The organism is Stenotrophomonas sp. STEN020, assembly GCF_056760195.1.
Genome location: NZ_JBRREI010000047.1, coordinates 1 through 26909, shown reverse-complemented (window position 1 = coordinate 26909; position 26909 = coordinate 1). Strand labels below are relative to the sequence as shown.

The 26909-nt window shown below is 62.1% G+C and carries 29 protein-coding genes and 1 tRNA gene; 12 read left to right on the top strand and 18 right to left on the bottom strand.

All coding sequences use genetic code 11. The features are described 5' to 3' along the window. Nucleotides 1–278: 278 nt before the first annotated feature. A complete protein-coding gene (locus tag ACVOLZ_RS17105) occupies nt 279–1628 on the top strand; it encodes a phosphatase domain-containing putative toxin (protein ID WP_481517159.1) in 1350 nt (449 codons plus the stop codon). A gap of 81 nt (nt 1629–1709) precedes the next feature. Then, on the top strand, nt 1710–2117 hold the full coding sequence (locus tag ACVOLZ_RS17100) for a hypothetical protein (RefSeq protein ID WP_481517158.1): 408 nt from the start codon (nt 1710–1712) through the stop codon (nt 2115–2117). Nucleotides 2118–2207: 90 nt separating this feature from the next. On the opposite strand, the gene soxR is transcribed toward ACVOLZ_RS17100, so the two are convergent. Next, nucleotides 2208–2642, bottom strand: a complete 435-nt coding sequence (gene soxR / locus ACVOLZ_RS17095; RefSeq protein ID WP_282268518.1) for a redox-sensitive transcriptional activator SoxR — start codon at nt 2640–2642, stop codon at nt 2208–2210. 74 nt (nt 2643–2716) lie between these two features. Here soxR and ACVOLZ_RS17090 point away from each other — a divergent pair, with 74 nt between their 5' ends. After that, complete coding sequence (locus ACVOLZ_RS17090; RefSeq protein WP_481517157.1) at nt 2717–4078, top strand: MFS transporter; 1362 nt, start codon at nt 2717–2719, stop codon at nt 4076–4078. 117 nt (nt 4079–4195) lie between these two features. On the opposite strand, the gene ACVOLZ_RS17085 is transcribed toward ACVOLZ_RS17090, so the two are convergent. From ACVOLZ_RS17085 to ACVOLZ_RS17065, 5 genes are all read right to left on the bottom strand, one after another. Further along, nucleotides 4196–6157 (bottom strand): esterase/lipase family protein, encoded by a 1962-nt coding sequence (locus ACVOLZ_RS17085; protein ID WP_481517156.1) that lies wholly within the window; start codon nt 6155–6157, stop codon nt 4196–4198. Further along, on the bottom strand, nt 6154–7143 hold the full coding sequence (locus ACVOLZ_RS17080; protein ID WP_481517169.1) for an Lnb N-terminal periplasmic domain-containing protein: 990 nt from the start codon (nt 7141–7143) through the stop codon (nt 6154–6156). The genes ACVOLZ_RS17085 and ACVOLZ_RS17080 overlap by 4 nt, the downstream gene beginning before the upstream one ends. A gap of 402 nt (nt 7144–7545) precedes the next feature. Continuing rightward, complete coding sequence (locus tag ACVOLZ_RS17075; RefSeq protein ID WP_481517155.1) at nt 7546–8052, bottom strand: hypothetical protein; 507 nt, start codon at nt 8050–8052, stop codon at nt 7546–7548. 164 nt (nt 8053–8216) lie between these two features. Continuing rightward, nucleotides 8217–8885: a DUF4145 domain-containing protein gene (locus tag ACVOLZ_RS17070; protein WP_481517154.1), complete on the bottom strand. Its 669-nt coding sequence runs from the start codon at nt 8883–8885 to the stop codon at nt 8217–8219. 154 nt (nt 8886–9039) lie between these two features. Continuing rightward, the gene (locus tag ACVOLZ_RS17065) at nt 9040–9252 is read right to left on the bottom strand and encodes a hypothetical protein (protein WP_481517153.1); all 213 of its coding nucleotides are present in this window, start codon (nt 9250–9252) and stop codon (nt 9040–9042) included. Between the two features lie 331 nt (nt 9253–9583). Here ACVOLZ_RS17065 and ACVOLZ_RS17060 point away from each other — a divergent pair, with 331 nt between their 5' ends. Next, nucleotides 9584–10756, top strand: coding sequence for an integrase arm-type DNA-binding domain-containing protein (locus tag ACVOLZ_RS17060; protein WP_481517152.1), 1173 nt, complete (start codon nt 9584–9586; stop codon nt 10754–10756). Nucleotides 10757–10758: 2 nt separating this feature from the next. Here ACVOLZ_RS17060 and ACVOLZ_RS17055 read toward each other — a convergent pair whose 3' ends face one another. After that, a complete protein-coding gene (locus ACVOLZ_RS17055; protein WP_481517151.1) occupies nt 10759–11226 on the bottom strand; it encodes an Arc family DNA-binding protein in 468 nt (155 codons plus the stop codon). Nucleotides 11227–11323: 97 nt separating this feature from the next. Between ACVOLZ_RS17055 and ACVOLZ_RS17050 the strand changes: the two genes are divergently transcribed. From ACVOLZ_RS17050 to ACVOLZ_RS17015, 8 genes are all read left to right on the top strand, one after another. After that, a complete protein-coding gene (locus tag ACVOLZ_RS17050; protein ID WP_481517150.1) occupies nt 11324–11530 on the top strand; it encodes a helix-turn-helix domain-containing protein in 207 nt (68 codons plus the stop codon). 105 nt (nt 11531–11635) lie between these two features. After that, nucleotides 11636–11965: a hypothetical protein gene (locus tag ACVOLZ_RS17045; RefSeq protein WP_481517149.1), complete on the top strand. Its 330-nt coding sequence runs from the start codon at nt 11636–11638 to the stop codon at nt 11963–11965. Continuing rightward, nucleotides 11962–12327: a hypothetical protein gene (locus ACVOLZ_RS17040; protein WP_481517148.1), complete on the top strand. Its 366-nt coding sequence runs from the start codon at nt 11962–11964 to the stop codon at nt 12325–12327. Before ACVOLZ_RS17045 ends, ACVOLZ_RS17040 begins: the two co-directional genes overlap by 4 nt. A 256-nt stretch (nt 12328–12583) precedes the next feature. Further along, on the top strand, nt 12584–12844 hold the full coding sequence (locus ACVOLZ_RS17035; RefSeq protein WP_481517147.1) for a hypothetical protein: 261 nt from the start codon (nt 12584–12586) through the stop codon (nt 12842–12844). After that, nucleotides 12841–13356 carry a hypothetical protein gene (locus ACVOLZ_RS17030; RefSeq protein WP_481517146.1) on the top strand — a complete coding sequence of 172 codons (516 nt, stop codon included), beginning with the start codon at nt 12841–12843 and terminating at the stop codon, nt 13354–13356. The genes ACVOLZ_RS17035 and ACVOLZ_RS17030 overlap by 4 nt, the downstream gene beginning before the upstream one ends. Nucleotides 13357–13672: 316 nt before the next feature. Further along, nucleotides 13673–13975, top strand: a complete 303-nt coding sequence (locus tag ACVOLZ_RS17025) for a helix-turn-helix transcriptional regulator (RefSeq protein WP_481517145.1) — start codon at nt 13673–13675, stop codon at nt 13973–13975. Between the two features lie 91 nt (nt 13976–14066). Beyond that, nucleotides 14067–15329: a phage major capsid protein gene (locus ACVOLZ_RS17020; protein ID WP_481517144.1), complete on the top strand. Its 1263-nt coding sequence runs from the start codon at nt 14067–14069 to the stop codon at nt 15327–15329. Between the two features lie 223 nt (nt 15330–15552). Beyond that, nucleotides 15553–15930 carry a hypothetical protein gene (locus ACVOLZ_RS17015; RefSeq protein ID WP_481517143.1) on the top strand — a complete coding sequence of 126 codons (378 nt, stop codon included), beginning with the start codon at nt 15553–15555 and terminating at the stop codon, nt 15928–15930. Nucleotides 15931–15953: 23 nt separating this feature from the next. Here ACVOLZ_RS17015 and ACVOLZ_RS17010 read toward each other — a convergent pair whose 3' ends face one another. The 11 genes from ACVOLZ_RS17010 to fabD all read right to left on the bottom strand — a co-directional run bounded on the left by ACVOLZ_RS17010 (nt 15954) and on the right by fabD (nt 26532). Beyond that, nucleotides 15954–16817 (bottom strand): hypothetical protein, encoded by an 864-nt coding sequence (locus ACVOLZ_RS17010; RefSeq protein ID WP_481517142.1) that lies wholly within the window; start codon nt 16815–16817, stop codon nt 15954–15956. Between the two features lie 69 nt (nt 16818–16886). Then, complete coding sequence (locus ACVOLZ_RS17005) at nt 16887–17846, bottom strand: hypothetical protein (RefSeq protein ID WP_481517141.1); 960 nt, start codon at nt 17844–17846, stop codon at nt 16887–16889. Nucleotides 17847–18819: 973 nt separating this feature from the next. After that, nucleotides 18820–18894: transfer RNA gene (locus ACVOLZ_RS17000), tRNA-Val, on the bottom strand. 63 nt (nt 18895–18957) lie between these two features. Next, nucleotides 18958–19311, bottom strand: a complete 354-nt coding sequence (locus tag ACVOLZ_RS16995; protein ID WP_282268537.1) for a PilZ domain-containing protein — start codon at nt 19309–19311, stop codon at nt 18958–18960. Further along, the gene (locus ACVOLZ_RS16990; protein ID WP_481517140.1) at nt 19308–20267 is read right to left on the bottom strand and encodes a DNA polymerase III subunit delta'; all 960 of its coding nucleotides are present in this window, start codon (nt 20265–20267) and stop codon (nt 19308–19310) included. Before ACVOLZ_RS16990 ends, ACVOLZ_RS16995 begins: the two co-directional genes overlap by 4 nt. Before the next feature lie 34 nt (nt 20268–20301). Beyond that, nucleotides 20302–21360 carry an endolytic transglycosylase MltG gene (mltG, locus tag ACVOLZ_RS16985; RefSeq protein ID WP_481517139.1) on the bottom strand — a complete coding sequence of 353 codons (1059 nt, stop codon included), beginning with the start codon at nt 21358–21360 and terminating at the stop codon, nt 20302–20304. A gap of 72 nt (nt 21361–21432) precedes the next feature. Next, nucleotides 21433–22785, bottom strand: coding sequence for an aminodeoxychorismate synthase component I (locus tag ACVOLZ_RS16980; RefSeq protein ID WP_481517138.1), 1353 nt, complete (start codon nt 22783–22785; stop codon nt 21433–21435). 196 nt (nt 22786–22981) lie between these two features. Beyond that, entirely contained in the window at nt 22982–24244 is a 1263-nt protein-coding gene (gene fabF / locus ACVOLZ_RS16975) for a beta-ketoacyl-ACP synthase II (RefSeq protein ID WP_481517137.1), read from the bottom strand. A 123-nt stretch (nt 24245–24367) separates the two neighbouring features. After that, entirely contained in the window at nt 24368–24607 is a 240-nt protein-coding gene (acpP, locus tag ACVOLZ_RS16970; RefSeq protein WP_481517136.1) for an acyl carrier protein, read from the bottom strand. Nucleotides 24608–24758: 151 nt separating this feature from the next. Further along, nucleotides 24759–25502, bottom strand: a complete 744-nt coding sequence (gene fabG / locus ACVOLZ_RS16965; protein ID WP_346499673.1) for a 3-oxoacyl-ACP reductase FabG — start codon at nt 25500–25502, stop codon at nt 24759–24761. Nucleotides 25503–25587: 85 nt separating this feature from the next. After that, a complete protein-coding gene (fabD, locus tag ACVOLZ_RS16960; RefSeq protein ID WP_481517135.1) occupies nt 25588–26532 on the bottom strand; it encodes an ACP S-malonyltransferase in 945 nt (314 codons plus the stop codon). Between the last annotated feature and the right edge of the window lie 377 nt (nt 26533–26909).

Here is a 26909-nt window from a genome sequence, read left to right as displayed (position 1 = left end):
TGTATTCCGCTTTGAAATGGCCCCGGGAAAAGCGCGCATTTCCTTTCCCAATCAACTCGATATGACATCGCGACCGACATCGCATTGCAGCGTGCAATGTTGATGTGCTGTGCCCGCGCACATCGCAAAGTCAAATTGACATGTAAGTGATGCAAACGATACTGGCCGCCTTTCCAATTCCGCGCACGCTGCAGAAATGCCGCCAGCGTCGGACAAAGTGATGTCCCTTGCCAGCTGACAACTCCCCCTCATCGTTGCTGCAGCTGCAAGGCTGGGGCATGAGCCGTGGCCAACGCACCGTGTTGGCCAGCATTGATCTGAGCATCAGCGGCAACGGCATCGTGGTGTTGATGGGCCCAGGTGGCACCGGCAAATCTTCATTGCTGCAGGCACTGTCCGGCCAGAGCAACGCGCATGGTGAGCGCTGGGGCACGCTGCTGTTCCAGGGCGCGCCGCTGGAGGCAGCAACGCAGCCGCCGGTACTGGTGCAACAGCATGCACGCGAACTCGGCTTCAGCGTGCTGGAAAACCTCAGCGCCGCGCTGCGCGCGCAATCAGACAACAAGCCACAGGCGCTGCGCGAAGAGGTCGACGCGCGCCTGCAGGCCTTGGGCGCCACTGCCGTCGCTGCACATCTGCAGCACAAGGTGATCGATCTACCACGCGGACTGGCCCGGCAAGTCGCCATCCTGCGTGCCGCCTTCAGCGGCAGCGCACTGTTGCTGATCGACGAGCCCACCAGCGAGCTGGAACCGGCTGATGCCGAAGCAGTGCTCAAGCTGATCGAACGTCTTTCTGCCAACCACTGCTGCCTGGTCAGCCTGCACCATCAAGGCCAGGCCCGACGTATAGCGTCGCGGGTGATCCTGCTGGCCGGTGGCCGTGTGCAGGTTGACGCACCTGCAGATGCGTTCTTTGCCAATAGCAGCCAACACCCGGTGCTGGCGCAGTTCCTGCGCACCGGCAGCTGCCATGTGCCGGCGCCGGATGCGCGTGCCGAGGAACTGGCCGACGGTGTGGCTGCGCCCGCCCCGGTTGTCATCGCTGAAAAAGCGCCAAGCCGACCTGTCACCGCTGCGGCCGAAACGCCCATTGCTCGTCCGTTGCAAGTTTCTACACCTGCACCGGTCCGTCTGTCCGCCACGCCGTCACGGCGCGGCCCCAACGGCTTCCACTGGCTGGTGCCGGGCAAGCTCGCCGGCTGCCCGATGCCCGGTGTGGTATTCGCCATCGAGCACGATCTGGCGCTGCTGCGCGGCATGGATGTCACCGTGCTGGTCAACCTGACCGAACGCGAGATGCCCGCCGAGCGGCTGGCTCCCTACGGGCTGCGCAGCTATCACCTGGGCATCGTTGACCGCGGTGCACCGCCGTTGTTGTGGGCCAAGCTGCTGCTGGCCAAGATCGAGGTGATGTTGCGCGAAGGCGAAGTCGTCGCCGTGCATTGCCTGGCTGGACTGGGCCGCACCGGCTTGGTGCTGGCCGCGTGGTTGATACGCGAAGGGCTCACCGCCGATGAAGCACTGCGCCGCCTGCGCACGCTGGATCCGGGTTTCGTGCAGTCGCAGGAGCAGGAAGACCTGCTGCATGCGCTGGAAGAAAACCTGCTGATCCGCGCCTGCGATTGATCAAACCATGAGCGATGCCGGGTCGCACTGCGGCCTTCGGGCGTCGCTTTTCCTTTTCTCCCCCTTCCGCAAGGATCCCCCATGTCCCTCGACACTACCCTGCAGCAATCCGTTGCCTCCATCCCCGAATGCGTGGCCGCCGGCTACGTCGATATCAGCTCCGGCATGCTGCTGTCGGTACGCACCGTCGACTCGCATCCGCGCGAAGTGCTGGATCTGGTCGCGGCCGCTACCGCCGATCTGTACCAGGGCCCGAACATCCGCAGCATCGAGCAGATGTTCCGTCGCGCACGCGGCCTGGAAGATCAGGAAGGCGCGCACTACTTCCAGGAAATCATCGTCAACAGCGAAAACCTGATCCACGTCTTCATGCGCGGCAAGCGCTACCCGGACTACGTGATGGTATTCGTCTGCCGCCGCACCGCCAACCTCGGCATGATGCTGACCCGCTCGCGTCTGGCGATGCCGCTGATCGAAGCGGAAATCTGATCCATCCGGGCCACGCAATGTGGCCCGGGCAGCAGGCACTGCTGGCGTGTCGTCCGATACCCGGCAGCTTGCCGACCCCGGCTCGCAACGCTAGCCCACGCGTTGCGGGCCTTCGCCGCGCTGCCCCAGCACGTCCTGCGGATTCAGCAGGCCGCAGCGTTTGAGCGACAGACAGCCGCAACCGATGCAGTCGCTGAGCTGGTCACGCATGAACTGCAGCGTTGCGATGCGCTCGTCCAGTTCCTTGCGCCAGCGCGCCGACATCTTCGCCCAGTCAGCCTTTGTGGGCGCGCGCCCTTCCGGCAGTTCTGCCAGGCGCTCGGCCACCGCCTGCAGCGGCATGCCCACCCGCTGTGCGGCCTGGATCAGCGCCAGCCGGCGCAGCACATCACTCTGGAATCTTCGCTGGTTACCGGCCGTGCGCTGGCTGTGGATCAGTCCCTTGCGCTCGTAGAAGTGCAAGGCCGATACCGCAACACCGCTGCGCCGGGCCACTTCACCTACACTCAGTTCCCGCGTGGACATCACTTGACCTCAACCATGGTTGAGGTGTGATGCTGCACGCCCCCCAGCCGCAACTCAAGCAGCAGCGCCGCATCATGAGTTCCCCAAGCATCGCGCCGGCAGCACCGGCCAGCAGCTCCATCCTTGCCCCGCAGTACCGCGCCACCACCTTCGGCATGGTCGCCCTGATCTCGCTGATCGCCTTCGAGGCGCTGGCTGTGGCTGCGGCCATGCCCAGCGTGGCGCAGGCCTTGGACGGGCTGCGCCTGTACGCGCTGGCCTTCGGCGGCGCACTGGCCACCAGCGTAATCGGCATGACTCTGGCCGGTCGCATGTGTGACCAGCGAGGCCCGGCAAGGCCGTTGTGGCTGGGCCTGGGCAGCTTCCTGATTGGCCTGTTGCTGGCCGGACTGGCGCCGCGCATGGACGTACTGATCGTCGGACGCCTGCTGCAGGGCGTCGGCATCGGCGCGATCTCCGTGTCGCTGTATGTGCTGGTGGCGCGCACCTATCCAGAAGTGCTGCGGCCGAAAGTGTTTGCAGCGTTCTCCGCCGGCTGGGTGGTACCTTCGCTGATCGGCCCCGGCCTGAGCGGCCTGATCGTGCAGCACCTGAGCTGGCGCTGGGTCTTCCTCATCGTGCCGGTGCTGGCCTTGCCGGCGGCCTGGCTGCTGTTGCCGGCCTTGCGCAGTACCCAAACCAGCATTCGCCGCGATGTCGAGCAGCGGCCGGTGGTGCGCTGGGCGATAGGCACAGCACTGGCCGCACTGTTGCTGTATGTCGGCGGACAGCTGCAAGGCATGCAAGCGCTGGCGGTGATGGCAGCCGCAGTCGCTGCACTGATCTTCTGTGCGCGTCATCTGCTGCCCAGCGGCACCTTGCTGCTGCGCCGTGGCCTGCCCAGCGTGATTGCCTTGCGCGGCATTGCCGCCTCGGCGTTCTTTGGCGCTGAAGCCTTCCTGCCACTGCTGCTGCAGCGCGAGCGCGACCTGTCGCCGCTGTGGGCGGGCGCAGCGCTCAGCCTGGGCGCGCTGGGCTGGTTCTCCGGTTCGTGGCTGCAAGGCCACCAGCACTTCGGTTGGCGTCGCACGCACATGCTGCAGACCGGCACCTGGCTGATGCTGGCTGGTCTACTGATTACCGTGCTCACGCTGTATCCGGGCGTGCCCTTGATGTTGGCACTTGCCGGCTGGTCGCTCACCGGGCTGGGCATGGGCCTGATCTATCCCAGCCTGTCAGTGCTGACCTTGTCGCTGTCGGCGCCGCACGAGCAAGGTGCAAACAGCTCGGCCTTGCAGCTGAGCGAAGGCATCGCGGTCGCCTCGACGCTGGCGATCTCCGGATCGCTGTTCGCCGCGACGGTCGGCGGCAATGAAACCACCGGCTATCTGCTGTGCTTCGTGGTGACCCTGCTGTTGGCGGCGATGGCGACCATGGTTGGCCGCCGCATCGGCTGAGCGGCGGCGACTGAGCGACGCTCAGTCGCGCAGTCCTGCAAGCTCCTGCACTGCCATCTTCTGCGTCGCAGTTCCTGTGCGATCCATTGCCCGGGCTGCACGCAGCCCGGCATAGGCTCAGTGCGCAGCGTCCACGCCTTCCACTTCCAGCAGGTCCTTGCGCAGAATGCGGCGCACTTCCAGCACTGCCTCCGGCGTCTCCTGCACGCTATGGCCAGACACGATCACCTTCTCCGACAGCGCGCCATCCAGATGCGCGCTCCAGTACGGCACCAGCCCATCGTCGGACTGGGGTGTAGGTACGTCGGCTTTGCGCTTGGCGATGATGGAGTGGTATTTCAGGCCCGGCTGGATCGGCAGCGCCGAGGACGCCTCGATGAAGGGATCGCTGGCCTTGAGGTTCTCGATGCTGTTGGTGATCACCGGCTCCTTGGGCTTCTTGCCATCGGCTTCGCCCGGGTCCTGCAGCGCCATGAAGGCGTCACCAAAGGCACCAAGAATGGTCAGCGGCAAGCGCACCAGCCTGCCGATCAAACGGCCGAGTCGGTTGCCCGCTGCATCCGTGCCCTTGTGCGGTGAAGCCAGGAAGATAGCGCGCTCCACATTCGGCTGCGGGGTGAAGTGCAGTACCGGCCCGAGCTTGGCTTCGACCCGTGCCAGCCGCTCGCCCTGCAGGTTGTAGCGCTTGCGGGTGTTCTCCCACAGCACATCGCCAGATTCACTAAGCATCAGCCGCGCGATCACACCGCCCATGCTGTGACCGATGAACACCATGTCGTGCGATGCCGGCGCCGTGCCCTTGGGATCGAAGTGATGCAGCGTGCTGTTGAAGGCCTTGCTGATTGTGTAACGGTTCAAGGCGATCGGCGCATTGGTCGGGTAATACACCGACCACACCTGGTAATGCTCGCGCATTTCCTCGTCGCCCATGATCTCGTTGGCCAGGTTCACCCAGGCCTCCGGGCTGCTGGCCAGGCCGTGCAGCATGAAGATGATGCGCTTGTTCGGATCGTAGGGCTGCATCAGATAGATATGCGGCTCGCGGATGCCAACGCCCCGCCCAAACAAGGTACGCAACGATTCAGTGGCGAACCCGGACTGGGCAAGCCACAAGCCATAAGCGGCGGTGAAGTTGGCCGCCAGCGGCACTTCCTGGCCCCGCATCTGGATGCTGGTGAGATCGGGCGAATAGGCCTGCAGCTGCACATGGCGGGTAGCCAGCACCTCTTCCAGGGTGTTCCCACTGAAGCTCAGCACCGCGGTGGCATTAATCGCCGGCATCTCGCTGTAGACCGGCAGCTGCTGGTTACGCTCCTCCACTTCCATCGCCTGTGCCAGTACCGGCGCTTCCATCATCGCTACCAGCTCGGCACCAAAGCCGTCGCGGCGATACGAGCTGCGCAGGCCGGCAAAGCTCACCGAGGACGCAGCGACCAGTTGTTTGGGTACACCTTCCAGCTTGAGCCCGTCGAACTGCGTGCTGATGGTCCAGTCATCCACCTGCACTGGCAGATTGATGTCCTCACCTTCCAAGGCACGCGTGCGGGTGCGCTGGAACACCACCGAGGCGGCCTGCTCGGTGGCGTAGTTGTAGTAATCCCGCACCTGGGTAAGCCGGTCTTCCAGGGCGCGCTGCGCCGGGCTGCGACCGCTGAAGAACAGGTACAGATAGGAATAGCGCGCGGTTTCCAGCCAGGCATTCAAGGCCGCTGGCGGCAGCTCGATCGGCTCATTGCCCTTGGCCTTGGGGGTGAGCGCCAAGGCTTCCTGCATCCACAGCTCGGCCAGGGTGGACAGGCGCTGCTCCGACTGCAGGCCGTCATTGGTGGTCACCGTCTGACGGCAGGTGGGCAGGTCCTTGCTGCAATCACTTTCGGTCAAGCCAATGACCGACAGCGACTCCTGCGACAAGGCACTGAGCTTGCCAGTGCTGAGGATGTCGCCACGCTTGAGCATCACATAGTCGGTGTTGCTCACCGCTTTCATCTTCACCATGGCGCAGCCGCTGGACAGCAGCAGCGCCATTACCGCGACCACCGGCAACAGCCGGCGTATCCATGTCTGCGGGTTGTGGGTCATGGGTTGGTTCCTGAGGCGGGAATGCCGGGTACGCCTGCACGTATCCGGGAAGAGAAATCAGCCACATCGCCCGCTTCGCGTGCACGCAGCGTTATACGCCCCGATTGTTGCAGAGTCGCCAGCGGCACGCCCGGGGTCAGCCCACCGACGTCGGCGGCGTACTCGGCCAGGTAACCGGAGGCCAGCAGACGGTAATCCAGCGGCAGCTTGGGCTGGATGCGCCGCATCAGCTCGAACACCACCGTGGTGCAGTTACTGGTCAGCGTGTTGTAGAAGCGCGGCTCTTTTTCCAGCAGCTGCGCGCGGTCCACATAGAAGCGCAGAAGATCGCGCATCTTGTCCGGGCTCAGCCCATGCAGGCGGTAAAGATAGACATCCTCGCCACGCACATTGCTGCGCGTCAGCACGATGTCGCGCTCATCCGAGGCCACCAGCACCGACTCGAACTTGCGGAAGAAGCCGCCCAGCGCCGAGAACGACTCGCCCTGCTCCTTGCGGATCTCCAGCGAGAACACCAGCTGGCGGCCATCGGCAAAGCCGAACGACACCAGCGTGTGGGCAATCGCCGGCCCCATCCAATAGGACAGAATCATGTCCACCGACTGCACCTGCGACAGATCGTACTCACGCGCCTCCCAGCGCACGTCGTAGTCCGTCTCGGTCCGCCAATGGAAGTTGCGCACGTTGTCGATGATCAGGCGGTCGCCCTCGATACGAGCGTGCAGCGGCTGCGCCACGTCATCGGCCCAGGCCCGGTCCTGCTGTGGGTCGATCGTTGCCCACCAGATCAGCATCACCGCAAACAGCGCCCCGAACACCGCCAGCGAATGCCAACGCCGCACCGGCCCAAAGCCCGCGCGGATCGCCCAGATACTGGGCACGCACCAGACCAGGATCGCCACGACCTTGGCCACCACATTGCCGGGGAACTGGTACCACAGTGCAAACCCGCCCCAGATACCGATGCACAGACACAGCAACGCCAACAGAACCCGACCGACGCCACGCACAACACTGCCCAGACGCCGCTTCCCAACATTTGCCACTTCACTCTCCTGAAAGACCCAACAGCCCCGGAAGCGCACCGCGCCAGGCCGGAACCATCACGAAATGAATGGGTCGCCAGCGACCCGCGGCAAAGATAGCCTGCCAGGCGCGGAAAGCGGAGTGAAACGGTTAAAAAGCCGGTTGAAGCGCAATGCCGTTCATTTAGACGGGCCAGCCAAGCAGACAGTCAGATAACCGCCGCAGCCCGGCATAAACGTAGCCCGGGTAAGCGCAGCGCACCCGGGGCCGTCCGCGAGCAAACTGAAACACCAAGAGACCCAACCTCCCGGGTGCGCTGCGCTTACCCGGGCTACACAACGGCCTGAAGCGGCCAATGGATTTCAGGCAGTACGGCCCGCCAACAGAACAGACTGGCGCGACCGGATCTCATTAATATTCGGCCCCTTAATCCCGCTCTCCAGCCAAGCCTCAACCTGCGGCAACAATGCCACAACCGAAGCCGCCAACTGGTCGTACTGACTTTGCTCGCTACCGAACGCCTTGAACGAAAAACCGCGAAAGTCTTTGTGCTGCTCCGTATCGATCAAGCGCTTTCTAAGCAGCGGATCGGTCTCGAACACCCTCTTTGGCACTTCTCCCGAATCAGGGTCAACCCAAGTCGCCGGAACGCGGCTGAACTCCAGGATGAAGCTGCCGCCATACGTCCAGTACTGGATCGACAGGAAGTCGCGGTGAACGTCACTGGAGCGAGCGAAGTTTGCTACGCCGCTGCCGCCGAACCCAAGCCGGCGGATCTCTGGCAACAGGATCTTCTTGATTGAGATGGCCAGCATTTGGCCGGGAGTTTTCACGAATACGGATCCCTGAATGAACCAAGTCGCCGTCATATCCCAGTACAAGAGCCTCTGTCAGCAAAAACCTTACTCTGCCCGCTATTTCTGCTGATCGCTGTTTCTACCTGAAAGGCCACCAGCCTGAACCTCTATGGGCCGCAGAGCCAACCCGAGCTAAGGCACCCAAAAGATATCTAGGCCCACTTGAAACAGCCCCCCTATAGCTTGCGTTTCACATACATTGGTATTAGATAAACACCCTTAAGCAAGTGCTCACATATATCCAACGCTAAAGAGAGCTGACCCGAATCGTGAGGAATAGCTTCGTGAGCGGCGGAGTTTCCAAGAGTGCGTATCATATGCAGTATCCGCGCATCGTTTTCCGTCAGAATATTCTTAGCCACTAGCCAGTCAATTTTTTGCTGAAGATTGGACCCAGACGCACTCTTTTCCTTGCAAATCATCTCTATTAATGCACGAATCCCGATACCAGACAAAATCAACTGATCATTATTGAGAGCGTTGAGAGTCTCACCGTAGATCCTTTGAAGCTGAGCCGGGAGCAAATGAAAATCCTCTAGCTCCGTCCTCCCGGCTGACCTTCTTGGAAAATATACAACACTCACCGGAAGATATATTTCACCTTTACTATTCTCATCCCAATCCTCAGAGTGACTACTCAGAGTCAGAAAAGTAATAGCCTCACACCCCATACATTGGGCTACCTGGTAGCTTGTCCAGTATTCAACATACTCATTACTTCCATGGCAATCAAACGAAGTAGCGATCCGATGCTTGGTCTGATGACCACATTCGATGCAAGGAATCTTTACCGGCTTCTCAACAGCCGTATCTCGGACTTGCCAGGTCACTTCCATCTCTTTCATAGCATTCAGAGTTCCGAGCCGAGCAGACTCACGAAGCTGGAGTCGGCTTGATTAAATATTGCGCCCCCTCATCGCCCTCCAGCCACTATTTCCTATAGGGCAATGGTCCTGACTGCGACACGGACAGATTGCAGGTGGAAATATTCGGCAGAAGTTAGCGCTTCTTTTTGTCCGAAGCACTACCAGCTTGAAAACCGTTGATGGTCACTTTGGGCCTTCCCTTGATCTTTGCAGAAGAGCGGGATAGGAACTTAGATGCTCCAACGCCAATCGCAACCACGGCAACACCCAAAGCTAGCTCAGCAAATCCCGAAATCTTCAGTTTTCCTGGAATTTCGATCAGCTTGCTCAAAAATTTATCTGACATACCCCCCCCTATCGGCTGTGTCTTCGGAGAATACAAGCTCACTCGAGGCAATGGGAGCCCTATCAGGTTTCACGCCACCGGAGCCCCTTCCCTTCCCCAATGAATTTACTACACACGAAAAAAACCGGCTTTCGCCGGTTTTGTCTGCAATATTCAAATTTTTATGGTGGGCGGTACAGGGATCGAACCTGTGACCCTTGCCGTGTGAAGGATAAGAAACGCCCTTGCGCCACAAGGGATTCACCCGTAACCCTTTGTTTTTAAGTGCCGTTGCGTCTCGTTGGATTTCGCCGCACACTGCAATTTGCACTTACCACGCACTTACGGATCAATGGGAACCAAGCTGACAATCCGCGCCGTTGAGCTGGCGGCGCCTGCCGAAAAGCCCTACGAGATCAGCGACAGCGAGATGAAAGGCCTGCTGCTGCGGGTCCAGCCATCCGGCGTGAAGTCCTACATCGTGACCTGGGGCCGTGGAAAGCGCCGGACGCTCGGCAAGCACCCGGTGATGACTTTGGCCGGAGCGCGCGCTGCCGCCCTGCTGGCGCTATCTGAGGCTGTCCAGCACGGCGCACCTGTCGCCGTATCCAAACCCAAGGCTGACACCACCGTTGCCGATGCCTGCCGCGACTACGTGACTGACCTCGCCAAGGACGGGCGCAAGGCCGCCTCGGATGACGCCAGCCGCAGGTTTGAACGGTGCCTCTACGGGGACAAGCTGGGCAAGGTCCGGCTCAAGGATCTGCACCAGGACCACATCGAGGCCTGGCGCGATCGCGTGGAGAAAGGCGAGCTCCCTCCCCTGCCCACGAAGCGTGGTCGACCACCTGTAGCGAAGCCGTTGGCCAAGTCCAGTGTCAACCGGATGCGCACAGTGCTGGTGGCCGCCCTGAATCACGCTGTAGCCCGCCGCAAAGCGTCTCCCGACGTGGCGTTTGAGTGGAACGCGGTGAAACCCTTAAAGGACGGCAGCCAACGCCGGGGCCTGTACCTTGAACGGGAACAGCGTCGCGCGCTGCTGGAGGCCGCTGATGGTCCTGTGCGCGACCTGATCGAGTGCGTGGCCCTGACGGGCTGCCGTCCAGGTGATCCTGCCCTGTGCCTGCGCTCCGACTACGACGGCCGCACGGCCAGCGTTCGATTCCGCAGCAAGGACCACGACCGCAAAATTCCGCTCTCCCCGTCTGCCAGCGGCTTGTTCGACCGATTGGCTAAGGGAAAGCTCCCGAAAGCGCACCTGTTCACCCAGGACGGTAAGAAGGCCTGGACGGCGGATGCCTGGAGCGAACCTGTGCGGGCCGCTGCAGCGCGCGCTGCGCTGCCAGAAGGCGTCACGCTGTATACGCTGCGCCACTGTTGGATCACCGACGCCATTGTGGGCGGTATGGATCTACTGACCGTGGCGAAGCTGGCAGGCACATCACTGGCGATGATCGAGAAACACTACGGCCACCTGGTGCAAGGCGCAGCGCGCGAAAAATTGGCGCAGGTCGAATTTCTCTAGACTTAGTGCAGGACACCCCAAGCCTTCGCTCGCCCCCTGATTTCGTCTAAGTCGACCATTTCCCCCTTCGCCTCAGCAATAGAGAGTTCGGATAACAGAAGGGTCGCAGCATCGACTATCCGCTGAAACATGTCCCTTGCGTCCTCGGCGTCTGCCAATGCTTCCTCCACTGTGCGGCCAGCGGCTTGTCTTGGATACATTCCAGTTCCGCCTTTGTCACGTCGCTCTACTAACTCTGCGCATGCGCGACTGAGCATAGCCACAGTGGAATTAGCCAACTCGCGCCGGACAGCGATTTCAGCGCGCAGACCCATGGCCCCTGGTGCGGCCGAAGCAGCCGAGAACGAAGATTCCAGCCTATGAACGATTTCGGCTGACAGCGATCTGCCAGCCAACTCTGACTCACGCTCAAGCTTTTGTTTCAGGTCAGCTGGCAACCGCAGCTTGAATTGGGTATCGGGAGAGTTCATGCGAGGCATATTGGACCAGAGTGGTCCTTGACCGCAACGGACCACTGTGGTCCACTGCGCTCAACGGACCACTTTGGTCCATTTTCCGGAGCAAGCAATGAAAGACACCCGTGAACGCCTCAGCTACACCACCGATGAAGCCTGTGCCGTAACCGGCCTCAATCGCAATGCCCTATACCGCGCCATGAATGCCGGTCTGTTAAGCACCTTCAAGGTGGGCAAACGTCGCATGGTGTCGGCCCGCGCGCTGCGCGAGTTCATCGATGCCCGTGAGAAAGAAGCAACCAGCGGCGCCGCCGCCTGAGGGGAAACCTATGTCCCCTGTACCTGAAAAGGAAACGGCCCGAGCGGTTGCAGCCGCCCGAGCCGTAGAAGCCAAGACCGAACCCTTCCAAGGAACGCTCTGACCATGAATCTAATCGTACACCACGCCGGCCCGAGCGCCATCGGGCAACCCTTGCCCGCCGTGTCAGGGAACACCTACGCCAGCCGTCCCACGCGCCACGACCCGCAGGCCTGCGACTGCTGCAACAAACCTGCCGGGTACTTCGACCTGGCCCGCACCACCTCCCGCTTTGAGTTCGGGGAGCTGCCCTCCTACGTCTGCCGCAGCTGTGCATCCAACTACCCAGACGGTGAACCGCGTTACCTGCGTATCCGTTGGATAGTCACGCGCGCTGGCCGGTTCGGTCAGCAGTGGCAGGACGCGGTAAAAGCACAGCTGGGGTGGCAGGCATGAGCGCCCTGATACAGGCACAGCCTCAGATAGAGAGCTACCCGTCGCCAGTCCTGACGCCACCACCAGCGGGTCAGGCGTACGTACTCGTCCGCGACAACCTCAACGCGCCGACCTTCGGAATAGGCGACGTGCTGAAAGTGGATCTCAGCGTGGTGCGCTGCCGCTGGGACGGCGTGTACGTGATCCAGTTCCAAGGCCGCCAGATCGTCCGCCGCGTCCAGGTGAGGCCCGGCAAGAACGGGCGCCCATCCTTCTACGTGTTCACCACCAGCAACCGCGACCTGGGCTTCTTCGTTGAGTTCGATGAGCTGGTAGTCCTGGGCGAGGTCAAAACCGTGTGCTGCGTAAGGGGCGTGTCATGAGCGCGCGCGCTGCCCGGCCCGACCCAATCGCCTGTGACTGCTGCGGGAAGCCCCTGCAACCCGTGTACGGCTCATTCCACCGTGTAGAGCGAGAGTTTGGCTGGTGCTCCCTGCCCTACGTGCTGTGCGGCTCCTGCGCCCTGCAGCATCGCAGGGGAGCCACCGAGGCCAAGGTAAGGGAATGGGTACTCACTCGCGCGGCGCGCGCTGGCGCGACTTGGCGCGCTGCTGTGGCTCAGATCGTGGAGAACGTCCGGTGAGCAACAATCAACCCCTTCACGTCTATCTGGGCTGGGAGCCGGACTTCCAAGCGGCGCATGTAATGGAGCTACTCCGCCTATCCGGAGCACTCAATCGCGCAGGAATGCGCATCACGGAAGCTGATGAAGACGTTGCTGCGATCAATGAAGCAGCAGCCATCCTCACCACGATGGCCTGCACCCTCATGGGAGAGATTTTTCCAAGCCGTGACGCTATGGAAGATCATGCGAACCGCTTGGAGCAGCAAACCAAGTGACCCACAGCACGCGCATACCGGAGCGGAAGCGACGAAAGCTGACGGGGCGCGGCGGTGGGCACTCCTTCATCATGATGCCTCACTACATGCTGCGCTCCCCTCAGTTCTACGCTGTTGGCAAAGCGCACTCACTGCTGATGTTCATTGCCGGGCAGTACAACGGCAGCAACAACGGCAACCTGAGCGCTACCAAGAACATGGTGAAGGAGCTTGGTGTCTGCACTCCCAGCAAGCTCCACGAGCTAACCACTCTGCTTCTGGAAGCAGGATTCATCGTCAAAACCCGGCATGGCATCAAGAAGCTATGCAACCTCTACGCGATCACCTGGTATCCCATCGATGAGTGCCCCGGCCAAGGGCTCGAGATTGGCCCAGGTCCTGCTCGAAACGATTGGAGAAAAATAGAACCGTTGGCCCCCAGCAGGGGCCAAACGACCAATGCAGGAATCACGATCTTTGGCCCCCAATCCGAAATTATCGGCCCCCATACGGGGCCAAAAAGACCGGGTTAAGTGGGTTTTGGCCCCCATGCGGGGCCATAAGGAGCACGAATGGGCATTTCTTTGGCCCCGTATGGGGGCCCCTTTATATATATCTACCAAGCGGGAGCGCAGCGGACGCTTGGGCTGTTGCTCTGCTTCACCGCTTTCAAGCATCACCGCACCACTCGCCCAACAGCAGAGGCTAGCTCTGCCCAAACCTGCCAATGGCACTTTCTGGCACTGCGGCTGGTTGCTGCTAGCACTCTCACCAGTAACCAGCCCATAACTGGAACTGTTCCGTTTCCGGGACCGTTGCAGGCGAACGGCACTCACTTGGAGCAATCGATTGAAACCCCGTAACCAACTGGCCCGCAGCTTGGACAGCTTGTGGGCGGCGATGGATGGCCGTGCCGATGCAACAGCTGCACAGCTTCGTCAGCAGGCGGAGCAGCAAGGCATGTGGCTTAGCGCCGATGGAAGGATTGGAGAAGCGGACCTCGCCAAGTTGATCGGCATCTCGCCTGGCACGCTGGCAAACAAGCGCAGGGAAGGCACAGCGCCCGACAGCTTCTCGCTCGGCGGTGGCCGTCACAAGATCACCTATCGTCTGAGCGATGCCGCGCGCTGGCTTGAATCACACCGGCAGTAAGTCGAGCAATGCAACCCCATGCAACCCCACTCTGCCTAATGGTGGGCTCGCGCGCTGAAAAGGAGACTGAGCTCCTACACAGGAGCCCAGTATGACCAAGCAAACCAAGATCGCCCGCGGCCTCCAGACCGTGCGAGCAGAGACCGAATCAGCTGACGTAGCCGCCGTCGTGGGCCAATTGAACGCCGCCTTCGATCAGTTCAAGGCAAAGCACTCCGCCGAGGTGGCCGCAGTTCTGAAGCAGGTGGACGAGAACGCCACCGCGTTGGCCGCTTTCCAGATGAACGGTGTTGGCGCTGATCAGCCTGCCGCTGACCTGGACGGTGCTGGCATCAAGGTGCTGCGTACCCCTGCCGACTTCAGGGCTCACTACGCCAGCCGCCGTGATGGCAACGAATCGCAGCGCAACGGCGACACCACACTCAGTGACTTCATGCGCGGCGTTGCTGGCATGAGCAGCAGTGATGAAGTAAAGGCTGCCCTGGTGGTTGGCACGGACAGCGCAGGCGGCTATGCCGTACCGAACGTGGTGATGCCCGGCATCCTCTCCGCCTTGGTTCCGGCATCGTCGCTGCTGCAGGCGGGTGCAGGCATCGTGCCCATGGACTTTGGTGCGAAGTCGGTTGCCACCGCTGCAATCGACACGATCCCGACCGCAAGCTGGCGCGCTGAGCTCGGCGAGATTGGAGAGGCGCAGCCCACCCTTCGCTCCGTCCAGTCCGTACCGCGCAGCCTCGCATGCATCGTGCGCGTCTCGCGTGAGCTGCTGGCCGATGGCTCGGACGTGGACCGCGCGCTGCGCCAGGTGATTGCCCAGGCCTTCGCCAAGGAGCTGGACCGCGTGGGCCTGCTGGGCTCTGGCACTGCCCCCGAGCCGCGTGGCCTGCGCAATACCGCCGGCATCAATGTGGTGGAGCTGGGTGCGAACGGCGCGGCCTTGGCAAGCTACCGCCCGCTGCTGAGCGCATACGGCAAGAGCGTGGACCAGAACGCTCCGGTACCCACCGCCGCCATCATGGCGGGCCGCACGCTCCTGGACTTCGAAGGCCTGACCGACACGACCGGCCAGCCGCTGCAACGTCCGCGCCTCATCGCCAGCCTGCCGTTCATCCCGACCAGCCAGCTGCCGACTGATGTTGAGGTTGGTAGCGCAGCCGACGCCAGCGAGATCTTCACGGGCGACTTCAGTGGCCTGTACTTCCTGATGCGCGAGTCGCTGTCCATCCAGCTGCTGCGCGAGGCCTACGCCAAGACCGGCGAGATCGGCTTCTTGTGCCACATGCGCGCCGACGTGGTCATCAACTACCCGCAGCAGTTCACTGTCATCACTGGCGTCCGTCCTGCTGCACCCTGAGTGAGTCTGGACCAGCCGGCGGTGTCCACAACAACACCGGCAGTGCGAGGCGATCTCTTAGGCGTTGATCGCACCGAGCAGGCCCGGCAACGGGCCTTCCTCGTCACTCCACGCAGGCCAGGGGGAGTCGAAAGTCTGAGGGGGTTCGCCTCCCGACACGTGCGCCCTCCTTTCTTCGCGCATCCGCAATTGGAAATACGACCCCCTGGGTCCTGGAGCAACCATGGCCAAGCCACGAACACCCACCAAGAAAGCCAGAGTATCCGGCGCAACGCTGAAAGATCCGGGCAGATACAATGGCCGCAAAGAACCCACCAACGCCCGTCCCATCGGCTCGCCCTACAAGGGAATGACGCCCGCCCAGGCGAAGGTTTGGAAGGAATGCGTCGAGAACATGCCTTGGCTCAACGCCTCGCACCGTCTGCTACTGCGTCAGGTGAGCATGTTGGCCGCAAGAATGGAAACCGACGAGAAAATGGGAGTCTCGGCCATGCACGCGCTCAGCGCGATGCTGTCTAAGCTCGGTGCCACGCCCACTGATGAGTCGAAGGTCGACCATCCGGATGTCGCTGAAGATCCGGACGACAAGTTCTTCCACTAGCAGAAGAGCAGAAGCACCTGAACTCACCCTCCAAACAATCGACGTTCTAGAAATTCCCTATCAGGAACCGATCCGCTTTCAATAATTCGGAAAAGAACCCGCCTATATAAATCAACCGTGGCCAGCAAAGCCTCGTCGGAGAATCTGTTGCTACCGTGTGCAGCTGCGGAACGAGCGTCATACAGCTTGAGCACCCTCTTCTGTAGCGCCGCCCGCTCATCGCCGACTTCCTCAAGATATGCGGCTACGTTGCAAGATACGCGAAACCGAAGCTCCGATTTCTCAGCGGTGAAAACTGCCTCTAGGGCCCCCCACATGGAGACGAGCATCATTGCCTTACTCGGCATGATCTGTGCGGTCTCGAAAGTCTCCAACAGAAGCGAGAACTCGGGCGCCTGCGTTCGAAGCCGCACGGCAGCAGGCCAATGATCTGCGACCCAGCTGGTGCTACCGGACGAAAATTGGAGCGAATCAGATCTATCAATAGCGAATCGAACTGCCCTTGACCGGCTTTGAATGACTCTCAAATCGCCAGGTTTCGCTTTGGCAGCTAGTTCAGCGGTCGCGACTAGGGACTCAAATGCAACTTCGATATCTGGATCACACCAAAGCCTGAGCAACGTCACGATAGTCATGGCGATCATTTGGTGCTCGTCTTGGGTTTCTGCCAATCCGTCAGGCACGACAAGCTCAGCCAGCACGTCTCCACCGCCGGCCAATGGAAAGCTCATCCACGGCCCAGGATGATGAGCCCCAGCTTTGAGCGGCGGCGCGAATGCGAAATTGGCCACCTGGAATCGATGTGCATATGCGGCACGAAGATTCACTCCCCCCCCAAGGCTCACCACTTCGGAGCTCAAGCGAACACCAATCAAGCCAACGTACATGAGCCCGCCACCCAAAAGGTCAAGGGAAGCAACAGGGGAGGCGTTTCGAAACGATGGACTACTATCGCGTCAATCATTGTTGAACTGATAGTAGTCATGTTGCTCCGCATACTCTCGCATGTAGGCATCCATTGCAGAGCTGTCATCCGGGTCAATCAGTTCATAATATTCACTTGGACTAAACTCGGATCTCCTAGTGAAGTGATCTGCAACCCCCGCAGCGCGCAAGGCTTGGTATCCAACGAGCCGAAGTCCGCATGCAGAGCACACAAACCGTGTTGGAAGAACGGTCTGCCTAACAGTAATGCTGCCGTCACCATGCTCTACTTGCTGTTTACCAACGTCATCCCCTTGGACTGTGGCCACTGATTTACAAGCAGGACACTCAACCCTATGGTGTCGCTGATGCGCCAATTCATCACCTGAAACCCGCGCCTTCTCGACAAGTTCCGCGCGCTCTGCCTCCGGCCTAGCAAGGAACGCCGTTGAGTGCGCGTGAATCTCCCCCTTCACTGCATTAACGAGGCTTTTCTCCGCTTCACCTAGAGTCGCATTAGCTGCATTCGCTTCTTCAGGTCCGAGTAAATCACCGAGTGTGTAGCCCAACGAATCTGCGAGGATAGAGCAGGTACGGAAGAATCCGGGAAGCCAATCCTGGACTGGAAAAGTAGCGAAAGCCGCAGAACCCGTATGCAACTCTTCATTCCTCCGTCCACTAAGTGATTGAGCAATTCTCACCTCTTCGTCCGTGAACTTTGCAATTAGCACTTTGCAGAGGCCAAGTACTTGCGTCATGTTCACTGACTTAGGGTTTGCGGTTCCATATCCGAGAACATGAAGCACATGCCTCTGATCCTTCTCTGGTTCCGCGAGCAGGAGAGGGCTTACATTGGCGACGGCAGCTCGACATAGTAGCTCCAGCCCCATAGATGCCCACAGGGGGAAAACGTCGCCCTCTCGAACCTCTTTGAAGGCTCGATCCAGAAAGAGAACAGATTTCCGCCAAAGTGAATCTTTGTCCCAACTCATTGCCGTCCACCTAGGTAAATTCTCAAGATCGATCTCTCGCTGTCGGAAGCATCTACAGCCTCACGTCCGTGCAAGCATAGCCAATTGTCGATCAGCACGGCATTGCTGCCTGTCCAATGGAAAATGAGTGAACTGCTAGAACGTTGCTCTTCAACTAACGCAACGAAATCCCGCGCAGCATTGTTGGCTGGCTCCATATGAGCTGGATCGTAGCGAACCGATCCGGGCACAGAAAGATCCAACAAGGGGCTGCAATAGATGGCGCCTTTTACCCGTCTGCTTCGAAATATCGCGCGCGAAGCGCACGGATGCGAAAGGACGCGAGCTAAGTGCTCCGGGCCGAGTATCACTGTCGGTGTCGAGCTCGCTGTTTGCGCTTGCATTAGTACGAAGCGGGCTGGAACTGACCAAAAGGCCGTGTCGGTGTGGAGAGGAAACGGACCGTACCCATGAATATTGCTGAAGGCGTGCCCCCGACCAACTCCGACAGACAATGGGCGAACCTTTTCGACAGCCCCCACCCGCCCTACACCAAAATTGGCGCAGTACGCGGTCATTGCATTCAAATCGTCAAAGCTTGCGAGCTCTTGCCAACCGCAAGACTTGGTAGGCCATTGGCTTGTCACCTTACACACTCCCCCCACGAGTGGGTTTGAATGATGGCATGTAGAACGCGCTTCGCATATTGAGCCCGCATTCGAACCGCAACGGTGAACAGGTAAATATGCCCCGTCCCTTCAACCCGGAACGAGAAGCCCCCTGTTCAAGAGCGCTAAGAGAACTCCCTAGTTGCTAAAACCTCCTCAATCGAAACCAAGGCGGTTTTAATGAGAGCTCGAGCGCCGTCAACAGAGCTATTTCTGGCATCACGCGTCATGCCCGCAGGCAAAACTAAACAAACGAGAGCCGCACTTACCCTGCACTTACGAAAAAACCGGCTTTCGCCGGTTCTTCTGCAACACTCTGATTTATATGGTGGGCGGTACAGGGATCGAACCTGTGACCCTTGCCGTGTGAAGGCAATGCTCTACCGCTGAGCTAACCGCCCGTGTTGCGAGCCGCTCATTATAGGGGGCTGAGCGAGCACGTCAACATCTTTCTTCACACGATTTCACATCGTCTGCGTTGGCTTGTCCGAGCTGGATGTGCCGGCCAGCAGGGTCTCGATCTTGTTGCGGATGGCCTCGCCGTCGGCGCCGTCGGCCAGCTGCACGCCGATGCCGGCCTGGCGGTTGCCCTGTGCGCCCAGCGGGGTGACCCAGACCACCTTGCCGGCCACCGGCAGACGCTCGCTGGAATCCGGCAGGGTCAGCAGCAGGAATACCTCGTCGCCGAGGAAGTAACGCTTGGGCGTGGGCACGAAGACGCCACCGTTCTTCACGAACGGCATGTAGGCGCCGTACAGCGCTGCCTTGTCCTTTACCGCCAGCGAAAGGATGCCCTGGCGGGCGTTCGTCGCACTCATCGAATAGTCCCCTTGGATTGCACTTGGTTGGCCGCGCCCCATGCCAGCAGCAGCTCCACCACGGCCAGGTCGGCGCGGATGGTGGTGCGCAGCAGGTCGCGGGTGCGATTGGCGGCATCAAACCAGGCGGCCAGCTTGTTCAATCGGGCCGGATCGGTCAAGCCGTCGGCCGCTTTCTTCAGTGCCAGGTCGGCGGCGTGGCGCAGGCGCAGGTCGGCGTTGTCGTCGCCGGTCCAGCGCTGGGCCAGCTCGACGCTGCCCAGCTTGCCGGCCAGCAGCTGATCCAGCTCGCTGGCCACCTGCCGGCGCAGGGCCATGCCCTCGCCTTGCAGCCATTGGTCGGCCAACGCCGGGTGGCCACGGGTCGCATCCAGCGCTTCACGCGCCACACCTTCGGTATAGCCGCGTGACTGCAGCCAGGCCATGGCTTCCTCACGCGGTGGCATGCGGAATTCCAGCCGCTGGCAGCGGCTGCGGATGGTCTGCGGCAGCCGCGCCGGATCGGCGCTGAGCAGCCACAGGTAGCGGCCGGGTGACGGCTCTTCCAGCGTCTTCAGCAAGGCGTTGCAGGCGGAGCGGTTGATGGCGTCGGCCGGATCAACAATCACTACCTGGGCCACGCCGTAATGCGGGGTCAACGCCAGCTTCTGCGAGATCTCACGCACCTGCTCGATGACGATCTCGGTGCGCAGCTTGTCGCCGGTCTTGTTGGGGATAAAGCTGGTGAACTGCAGGTCCGGATGGGTGCCGGCGGCAAGCAGCTGCGCGTTGCGCTGGCGTGCCGCCGCGTCCTCGCCGTGGTTGAGCACATGCGCGGCCAGCCGCATCGCCACCGCGCGCTTGCCCATGCCGGCCGGGCCGCACAGCAGCAGGCCGTGACCAAGCCGACCCACGTCGAGTGCGGCCACGGTCTGGTCATAGACGCGCTGCTGCCAAGGGGCCAATGCTTCGCTCATCGGGACATCCTGTACATCATTCGGGTCATGCCGCTCATTGCGCTGCGGCCTCGCTGCGCTTCGCGCGCAGCCGCTTCAAATACTCGGCCACGGCGGTGTTGTGATCGGTATAGGAGGCGGAGAACACGTGCGCGCCACTGCCATCGCCGACAGCGACGAAGTACAGCGCATCGCCCGGTGCCGGCTTGGCGGCGGCATGCAGCGCGTCGCGGCCCGGCATGGCGATCGGCGTCGGCGTGAGGCCGGCGCGGGTATAGGTGTTGTACGGCGTGTCGGTGGTCAGGTGCACCTTACGGATATTGCCGTCGTAGGCGCTGCCGATGCCGTAGATCACGGTCGGGTCGGTCTGCAGGCGCATGCCCATTTTCAGGCGGCGTGCAAACACGCCGGCAATCTGCGGGCGCTCACTCGCCAGGCCAGTTTCCTTCTCGATGATCGAGGCCAGGATCAGCAGTTCGTAAGGCGACTTCAGCGGCAGGTCGTCGCTGCGCTCGGCCCAGGCGGCAGCCAGCTCCTTCTCCATCGCAGCATGGGCGCGGTTGAGCACGTCCACGTCGCTGTCGCCGCGCTGGTAGATATAGGTTTCCGGCAGGAAGCGGCCTTCCGGGTGCTGGTCGGCGAAGCCGAGCTTGGCCATCAGCTCGGCGTCGGACAGGTCGGTGGTTTCGTGCTGCAGCGGCTGTGCACGCGCCAGGGCGGCGCGTAGCTGGCGAATGTTCCAGCCTTCGACGATGGTGACGCGGTATTGCAGCACTTTGCCCTGGCGCATGTTCAACAGCAGTTGGCGCGGCGTGAGCGTCGGGTCGAGTGCGTACTCGCCGATCTTCAGCTTGCCGGCGGCGTCGAGCTGGCGGGCCAGCAGCTGCCATTGCAGGTCGTCGCCTTCGTCGACACCGGCCGCGCGCAGCTTGCGCAGCACGCTGTTGAGCGAATCACCGGAGGCGATGCTGACGCTCTGCTCGGATGGGGTCAGCGGCGCATCGGCAAAGCTGCCCTGCCGCTGCCACAACCAGGCCGCACCTGCGCCTGCCAAGGCGACCAGCAGCAACAACACCGCCAGCACCAACAGACATCCGCGCTTGGCACCCGCCATGGTCACCCCGTCTTCAAATAGTGGATGCGCAGGATACCGCGCTGGCGGCAACGCCAGCCAAAACGGCGTTCATCATTGTGGATCGAGCGCACGCAACAGCCCGCGCGCCTTGGCCCGGGTTTCGTCCAACTCCTTGTCGGCCACCGAATCCACCACGATGCCGGCGCCGGTGCGGAAGCTGGCGGTGCTGCCCTGCACTTCCGCGGTGCGGATCAGGATGTTCAGGTCCATGTCGCCATCGCGGTTCAGCCAGCCGAAGGCGCCGGTATAGGCACCGCGCGCGGTCTGTTCCAGCTCGGCGATGATCTCCATGCAGCGCACCTTGGGGCAGCCGGTGATGGTGCCGCCGGGGAACGTCGCGGCGATCACTTCGCCCGGGGTGACGTCCGGGCGCAGGCGCGCGCGCACGTTGCTGACGATGTGGTGCACGTGGGCGTAGCTCTCCACGATCATCAGTTCATCGACTTCGACGCTGCCGGGCGCTGCGATGCGGCCCAGGTCGTTGCGCTCCAGGTCGATCAGCATCACGTGCTCGGCGCGCTCCTTGGGATGGCCGACCAGTTCCTGGATGCGCGCGGCATCGTCGTCGCCTGCAAAGCGCGGGCGCGTGCCAGCGATCGGACGGGTCTGCACCACATCGCCACTGACCGAGACCAAGCGCTCCGGCGAGGAACTGACCACGGCACGACCGGCGGCAGCGAACAGGCCGGCGAAGGGTGCGGGGTTGGCGGTGCGCAGGCGTGCGTACAGCGCTTCGGGCGCAAGCGGCGCGTCGAACTGCGCCTGCCAGCGGCGTGACAGGTTTACCTGGAAGACATCGCCGGCATGCAGATAGTCGATGACCTTGTACACGCTGTCGGTGAAGCGCTCGCCTGCGTCTTCGTTGATGGCGCTGGGGCCGTTCCACTGCGGCAAGGCTGGCAGCTGTGCGGCTTCGCTTTGATCGTGCTGGAGCTGGCTGAGCAGGTCTGCTGCGTCGTCTTCGGCGATGGCGATGCAGCGGCCGCTATCGCGCTCGCGCAGGACCGCAGCTGGGCAGCGTAGTGCGATCGCGGTTGGCAGGCCGTCACTGCGTTGTGGCAGCTGCAGGATGGGTTCGATCTGCTGTGCGAGTTCGTAGTCGAGCAGCAAGGCCCAGCCGCCACGGAACGGGATGTCCGCTTCCATCGGCTTGCGGGCTTGGCGCAGGGATTGCCAGTCGCGATCGAGTGCGGAGAGGAAGTCGCCTTCGGCTGGGCTGCCGTCTTCGCGCTGCAGGCTGCCGTCGGGGTTGAGCAGGAGTTGGCTGCCGTTGGCTATCAGCAGCATGTCCCACTGGCCGAGCTTGCCGGCAGCGGTGGATTCAAGCAGGACCGGATAGCGATGCGGTGCGAGCCGATGCAGCGCCAGCAGGTCGGTGTCGGCGTGCAGGGGGAAGATGTGCATCGTGGGCCCGAAGAAGTCAGGGAGGAGCGCGCCCTTCTCCCTCCGGGAGAAGGTGCCCCGAAGGGGCGGATGAGGGTGAGGGTGGCTGGCGATGTTTGACTGCCAAGAGCCGGCGCCCAATCGGCCGGTCACCGTTGTTGCTTCGGCCTTACCCTCACCCCAACCCCTCTCCCGAGGGGAGAGGGGCTTTGAGCCTTTAAATCCGCTTGAACACCAGCGTGCCGTTGGTGCCGCCGAAGCCGAAGCCGTTCGACATCACCACGTCCACGTCGGCCTTGCGGGCCACATTCGGCACGTAGTCCAGGTCGCAGCCTTCGCTCGGGTTTTCCAGGTTGATCGTCGGCGGGATGATGCCGGTGTTCAGCGCCATCACCGAGAAGATCGCTTCCACGCCGCCCGCTGCACCCAACAGGTGACCGGTCATCGACTTGGTCGAGCTGACCAGCATCTTGTAGGCGTGCTCGCCGAAGGCGGTCTTCATCGCCATGGTCTCGCCCAGGTCGCCCAGCGGCGTGGAGGTGCCGTGTGCGTTGAGGTAGCCCACCTGCTCCGGGGTGACGCCTGCGTCCTTCATCGCCGCGACCATGCAGCGGGCGGCGCCTTCGCCGTTCTCGCTCGGTGCGGTCATGTGGTACGCGTCGGAGCTTGCGCCGAAGCCAGCCAGCTCGCAGTAGATCTTCGCGCCGCGCGCCTTGGCGTGCTCGTACTCTTCCAGGATCAGGATGCCGGCACCGTCACCCAGCACGAAGCCGTCACGGCCCTGGTCCCACGGACGCGAGGCCTTGGTCGGTTCGTCGTTGCGGGTGGACATGGCCTTCATCGCACAGAAGCCGCCCAGTGCGGTCGGCGAGGAACCACGCTCGGCACCACCGGCAACCATCACGTCGGCATCGCCGTACTGGATCATGCGCATCGCCGTACCGATGGAATGGTTGGACGTGGCGCAGGCGGAAACGGCCGAGAACGACGGGCCCTTCAGCCCGGCGATGATGCTCAGCTGGCCCGGCAACATGTTGATGATGGTCTTGGGCACGTAGAACGGCGAGATCTTCTTGCCTTCGTGGAAATCGATGGTCTGCTCTTCGATGCCGAGCAGGCCGCCGATGCCGGCACCGACGATGGCGCCAATGCGCTCAGCGTTGGCGTCGGTGATTTCCAGGCCGGAGTCGTGCAGCGCCATGAAGGCGGCACCCAGGCCGTAATGGATGAACGGGTCCATCTTCTTGGCATCCTTGCCACTGACCCGATACTTGCCGAACAAGGGGTTGTCGGCGGTGATGTCGAAATCCCTGACCTCACCTGCAATCTTGGTGGTGAAGCGCTCCAGGTAGCCATCAATGACATTCGTCAACGGGCCAATGCCCGAGCGGCCATTGATGATGCCTTCCCAACTGCTGGCCAGATCATTGCCCAGCGGCGACACCATGCCCATGCCGGTAACAACTACGCGACGACTCATTGCGGATTCTCCTGGCCCCGCACGCGGGGAGATTGAAGCTTAAAAGCACAGGGCCGCATCAGCGGCCCCATGGGTTTGCAACGCGGCAGACATGCTTGCCAACCGCGCCTTGTCAGACCTGGATCAGGCCTTGACGTGTGCCTTGACGTAGTCGATGGCAGCCTGGACGGTGCCGATCTTCTCAGCCTCTTCGTCCGGGATTTCGCACTCGAACTCTTCTTCCAGCGCCATCACCAGCTCAACGGTGTCCAGCGAGTCTGCACCCAGGTCATCGACGAACGATGCGCTGGTGGTGACTTCTTCTTCCTTGACGCCAAGCTGCTCAATAACAATCTTCTTGACGCGTTCTTCGATGGTGCTCATTAGGATATCGCTCCAGATGGAGTAGTGGTTCAAAAGACGCCAGCCCCCAGGGCTGGCCGTGGGATAGTGTAGTGGAAACCGTCGCGGCGGTGTTTCTGAACAAAAAAGCCTAGACGATCAACCACTTGGGTGCAGTCCGTGCACACCACGCTTACGGCATGTACAAACCGCCGTTCACGTGAAGGGTTTCGCCGGTGATGTAGCTGGCCGAGGGACCGGCCAGGAACGCCACCGCTTTTGCGATGTCTGCCGGCTCGCCGAGGCGGCCCAGCGCGATCTGGCCGAGCATCGCCGCCTTGGCGTCCTCGGGCAGATCCTTGGTCATGTCCGTGTCGATGAAGCCCGGTGCGACCACGTTGACGGTCACGCCGCGGCTGCCGATTTCCTTGGCCAGCGACTTGGAGAACGCAATGATGCCAGCCTTGGCGGCGGCATAGTTGGCCTGGCCGGCATTGCCGGTGACGCCAATGACCGAAGCAATATTGATGATACGGCCCTTGCGCGCCTTCATCATGCCGCGCATCACCGCCTTGGAGGTGCGATACACGCTGGTCAGGTTGGTGTCGAGGATGGCCTGCCAGTCCTCGTCCTTCATGCGCATCAGCAGGTTGTCGCGGGTGATGCCGGCGTTGTTGACCAGGATGCTGATGGCACCGAATTCCTTGCTCACCGCATCGATCAGCGCATCCACCGCGCCCGGCTCGGTCACGTTCAGTGCGCGGCCGTGGCCGCCGAGTGCAGCCAGACGCGTGCCGATCGCGGCGGCGCCGTTGTCGGTGGTGGCGGTGCCGATGACGGTCGCGCCCAGCGCGGCCAGTTCGTCGGCAATGGCGGCACCGATACCGCGGCTTGCGCCGGTTACCAGCGCGATTTCACCCTGCAATGGCTTGCTCATTTCTGTTCCTTTTGTGCATGGCACCGCGCACGCGCAGCGCCCATCATGACCCGGCGCAGGTTGCGCCCGCGCCGCAATCGGTTGCTCAGTTTGCCCACTCTTCCAGCGCACCGGCAAAGTCTGCCGGGGTGGCGAGCGGACGCCCTTCGATGTTCTTGTCGATGCGCTTGACCAGACCGGTCAGCACCTTGCCCGGGCCGCATTCGGCCACGCGGGTGATACCGCGCGCGGCCAGCGCCTGCACGCAGCCGGTCCACTGCACCGGCTGGTACAGCTGCTGCACCAGCGCCTGACGGATGGCATCCACGCCGTCATGCACCTGCGCGTCCACGTTCTGTACCACCGGCAAGGCCGGCTGCTGCCACGCCAGTCCGTTCATCACCGCAGCCAGACGGTTGGCCGCTTCGCGCATCAGCGGGGTATGCGACGGCACGCTGACGGCCAGCTTCACCGCCTTGCGCACGCCCTTCTCGGCCAACAGCGCCAAGGCACGGTCGACTGCAGCAGCGTCGCCACCGATCACGATCTGACCCGGCGAATTGAAATTGGCCGGCACTACGACTTGGCTACCCGCGGCTTCGGCGCAGACTTCCAGCACCAGCGCGTCTTCGGCGCCGAGCACGGCAGCCATTGCGCCAACGCCGGTCGGGGCTGCGTCCTGCATCAACTGACCACGCAGACGCACCAGATGTGCGCCGTCGTGCAACGTAAGAGCGCCAGCAGCGACCAGCGCGGTGTATTCGCCAAGGCTGTGACCGGCCAGTACCGCCGGCTTGGCGCCGCCCTGTGCATTCCACAGGCGACATACCGCGATGCTGGCTGCCAGCAGCGCCGGCTGGGTGAACTCGGTGCGATTGAGCTGCTCTTCCGGGCCGCCCTGCGACAGCGCCCACAGATCGACACCCGCGCCTTCGGAGGCCTCGGCAAAGGTTTCACGGATCTGCGGATGCAGTTCAGCCAGTTCGGCCAACATCCCAATGGATTGCGAGCCCTGGCCGGGGAATACGAAAGCGAGTCGGGAGTCAGTCACGCGGTCTTCTGCTGCTTCAATCGAAGGCCGGAATAATAAGCGCGAAAGCGCCCGCCCGTCTGTACTGGCGCGTATGCAGCGGCATGACCTTGTAGTGCCGAGCCATGCTCGGCAGGGGCTCTACCGATAAAGCCTTGGCGCGTATGCAGGCTTTTCTTTGTAGGAGCGGCGTAAGCCGCGAAGCCACTACGACGTCAACGGCGGTAAAGCACCCCTCCCCAGCCCTCCCCTTGCCTGCGGCAAAGGGACGGAGCGTAGTGGGGGGGGGGGGGGGGGGGGGGGGGGGGGGGGGGGGGGGGGGGGGGGGGGGGGGGGGGGGGGGGGGGGGGGGGGGGGGGGGGGACGGCGGGGGGCGGCGGGGGGGGGGGGGGGGGGGG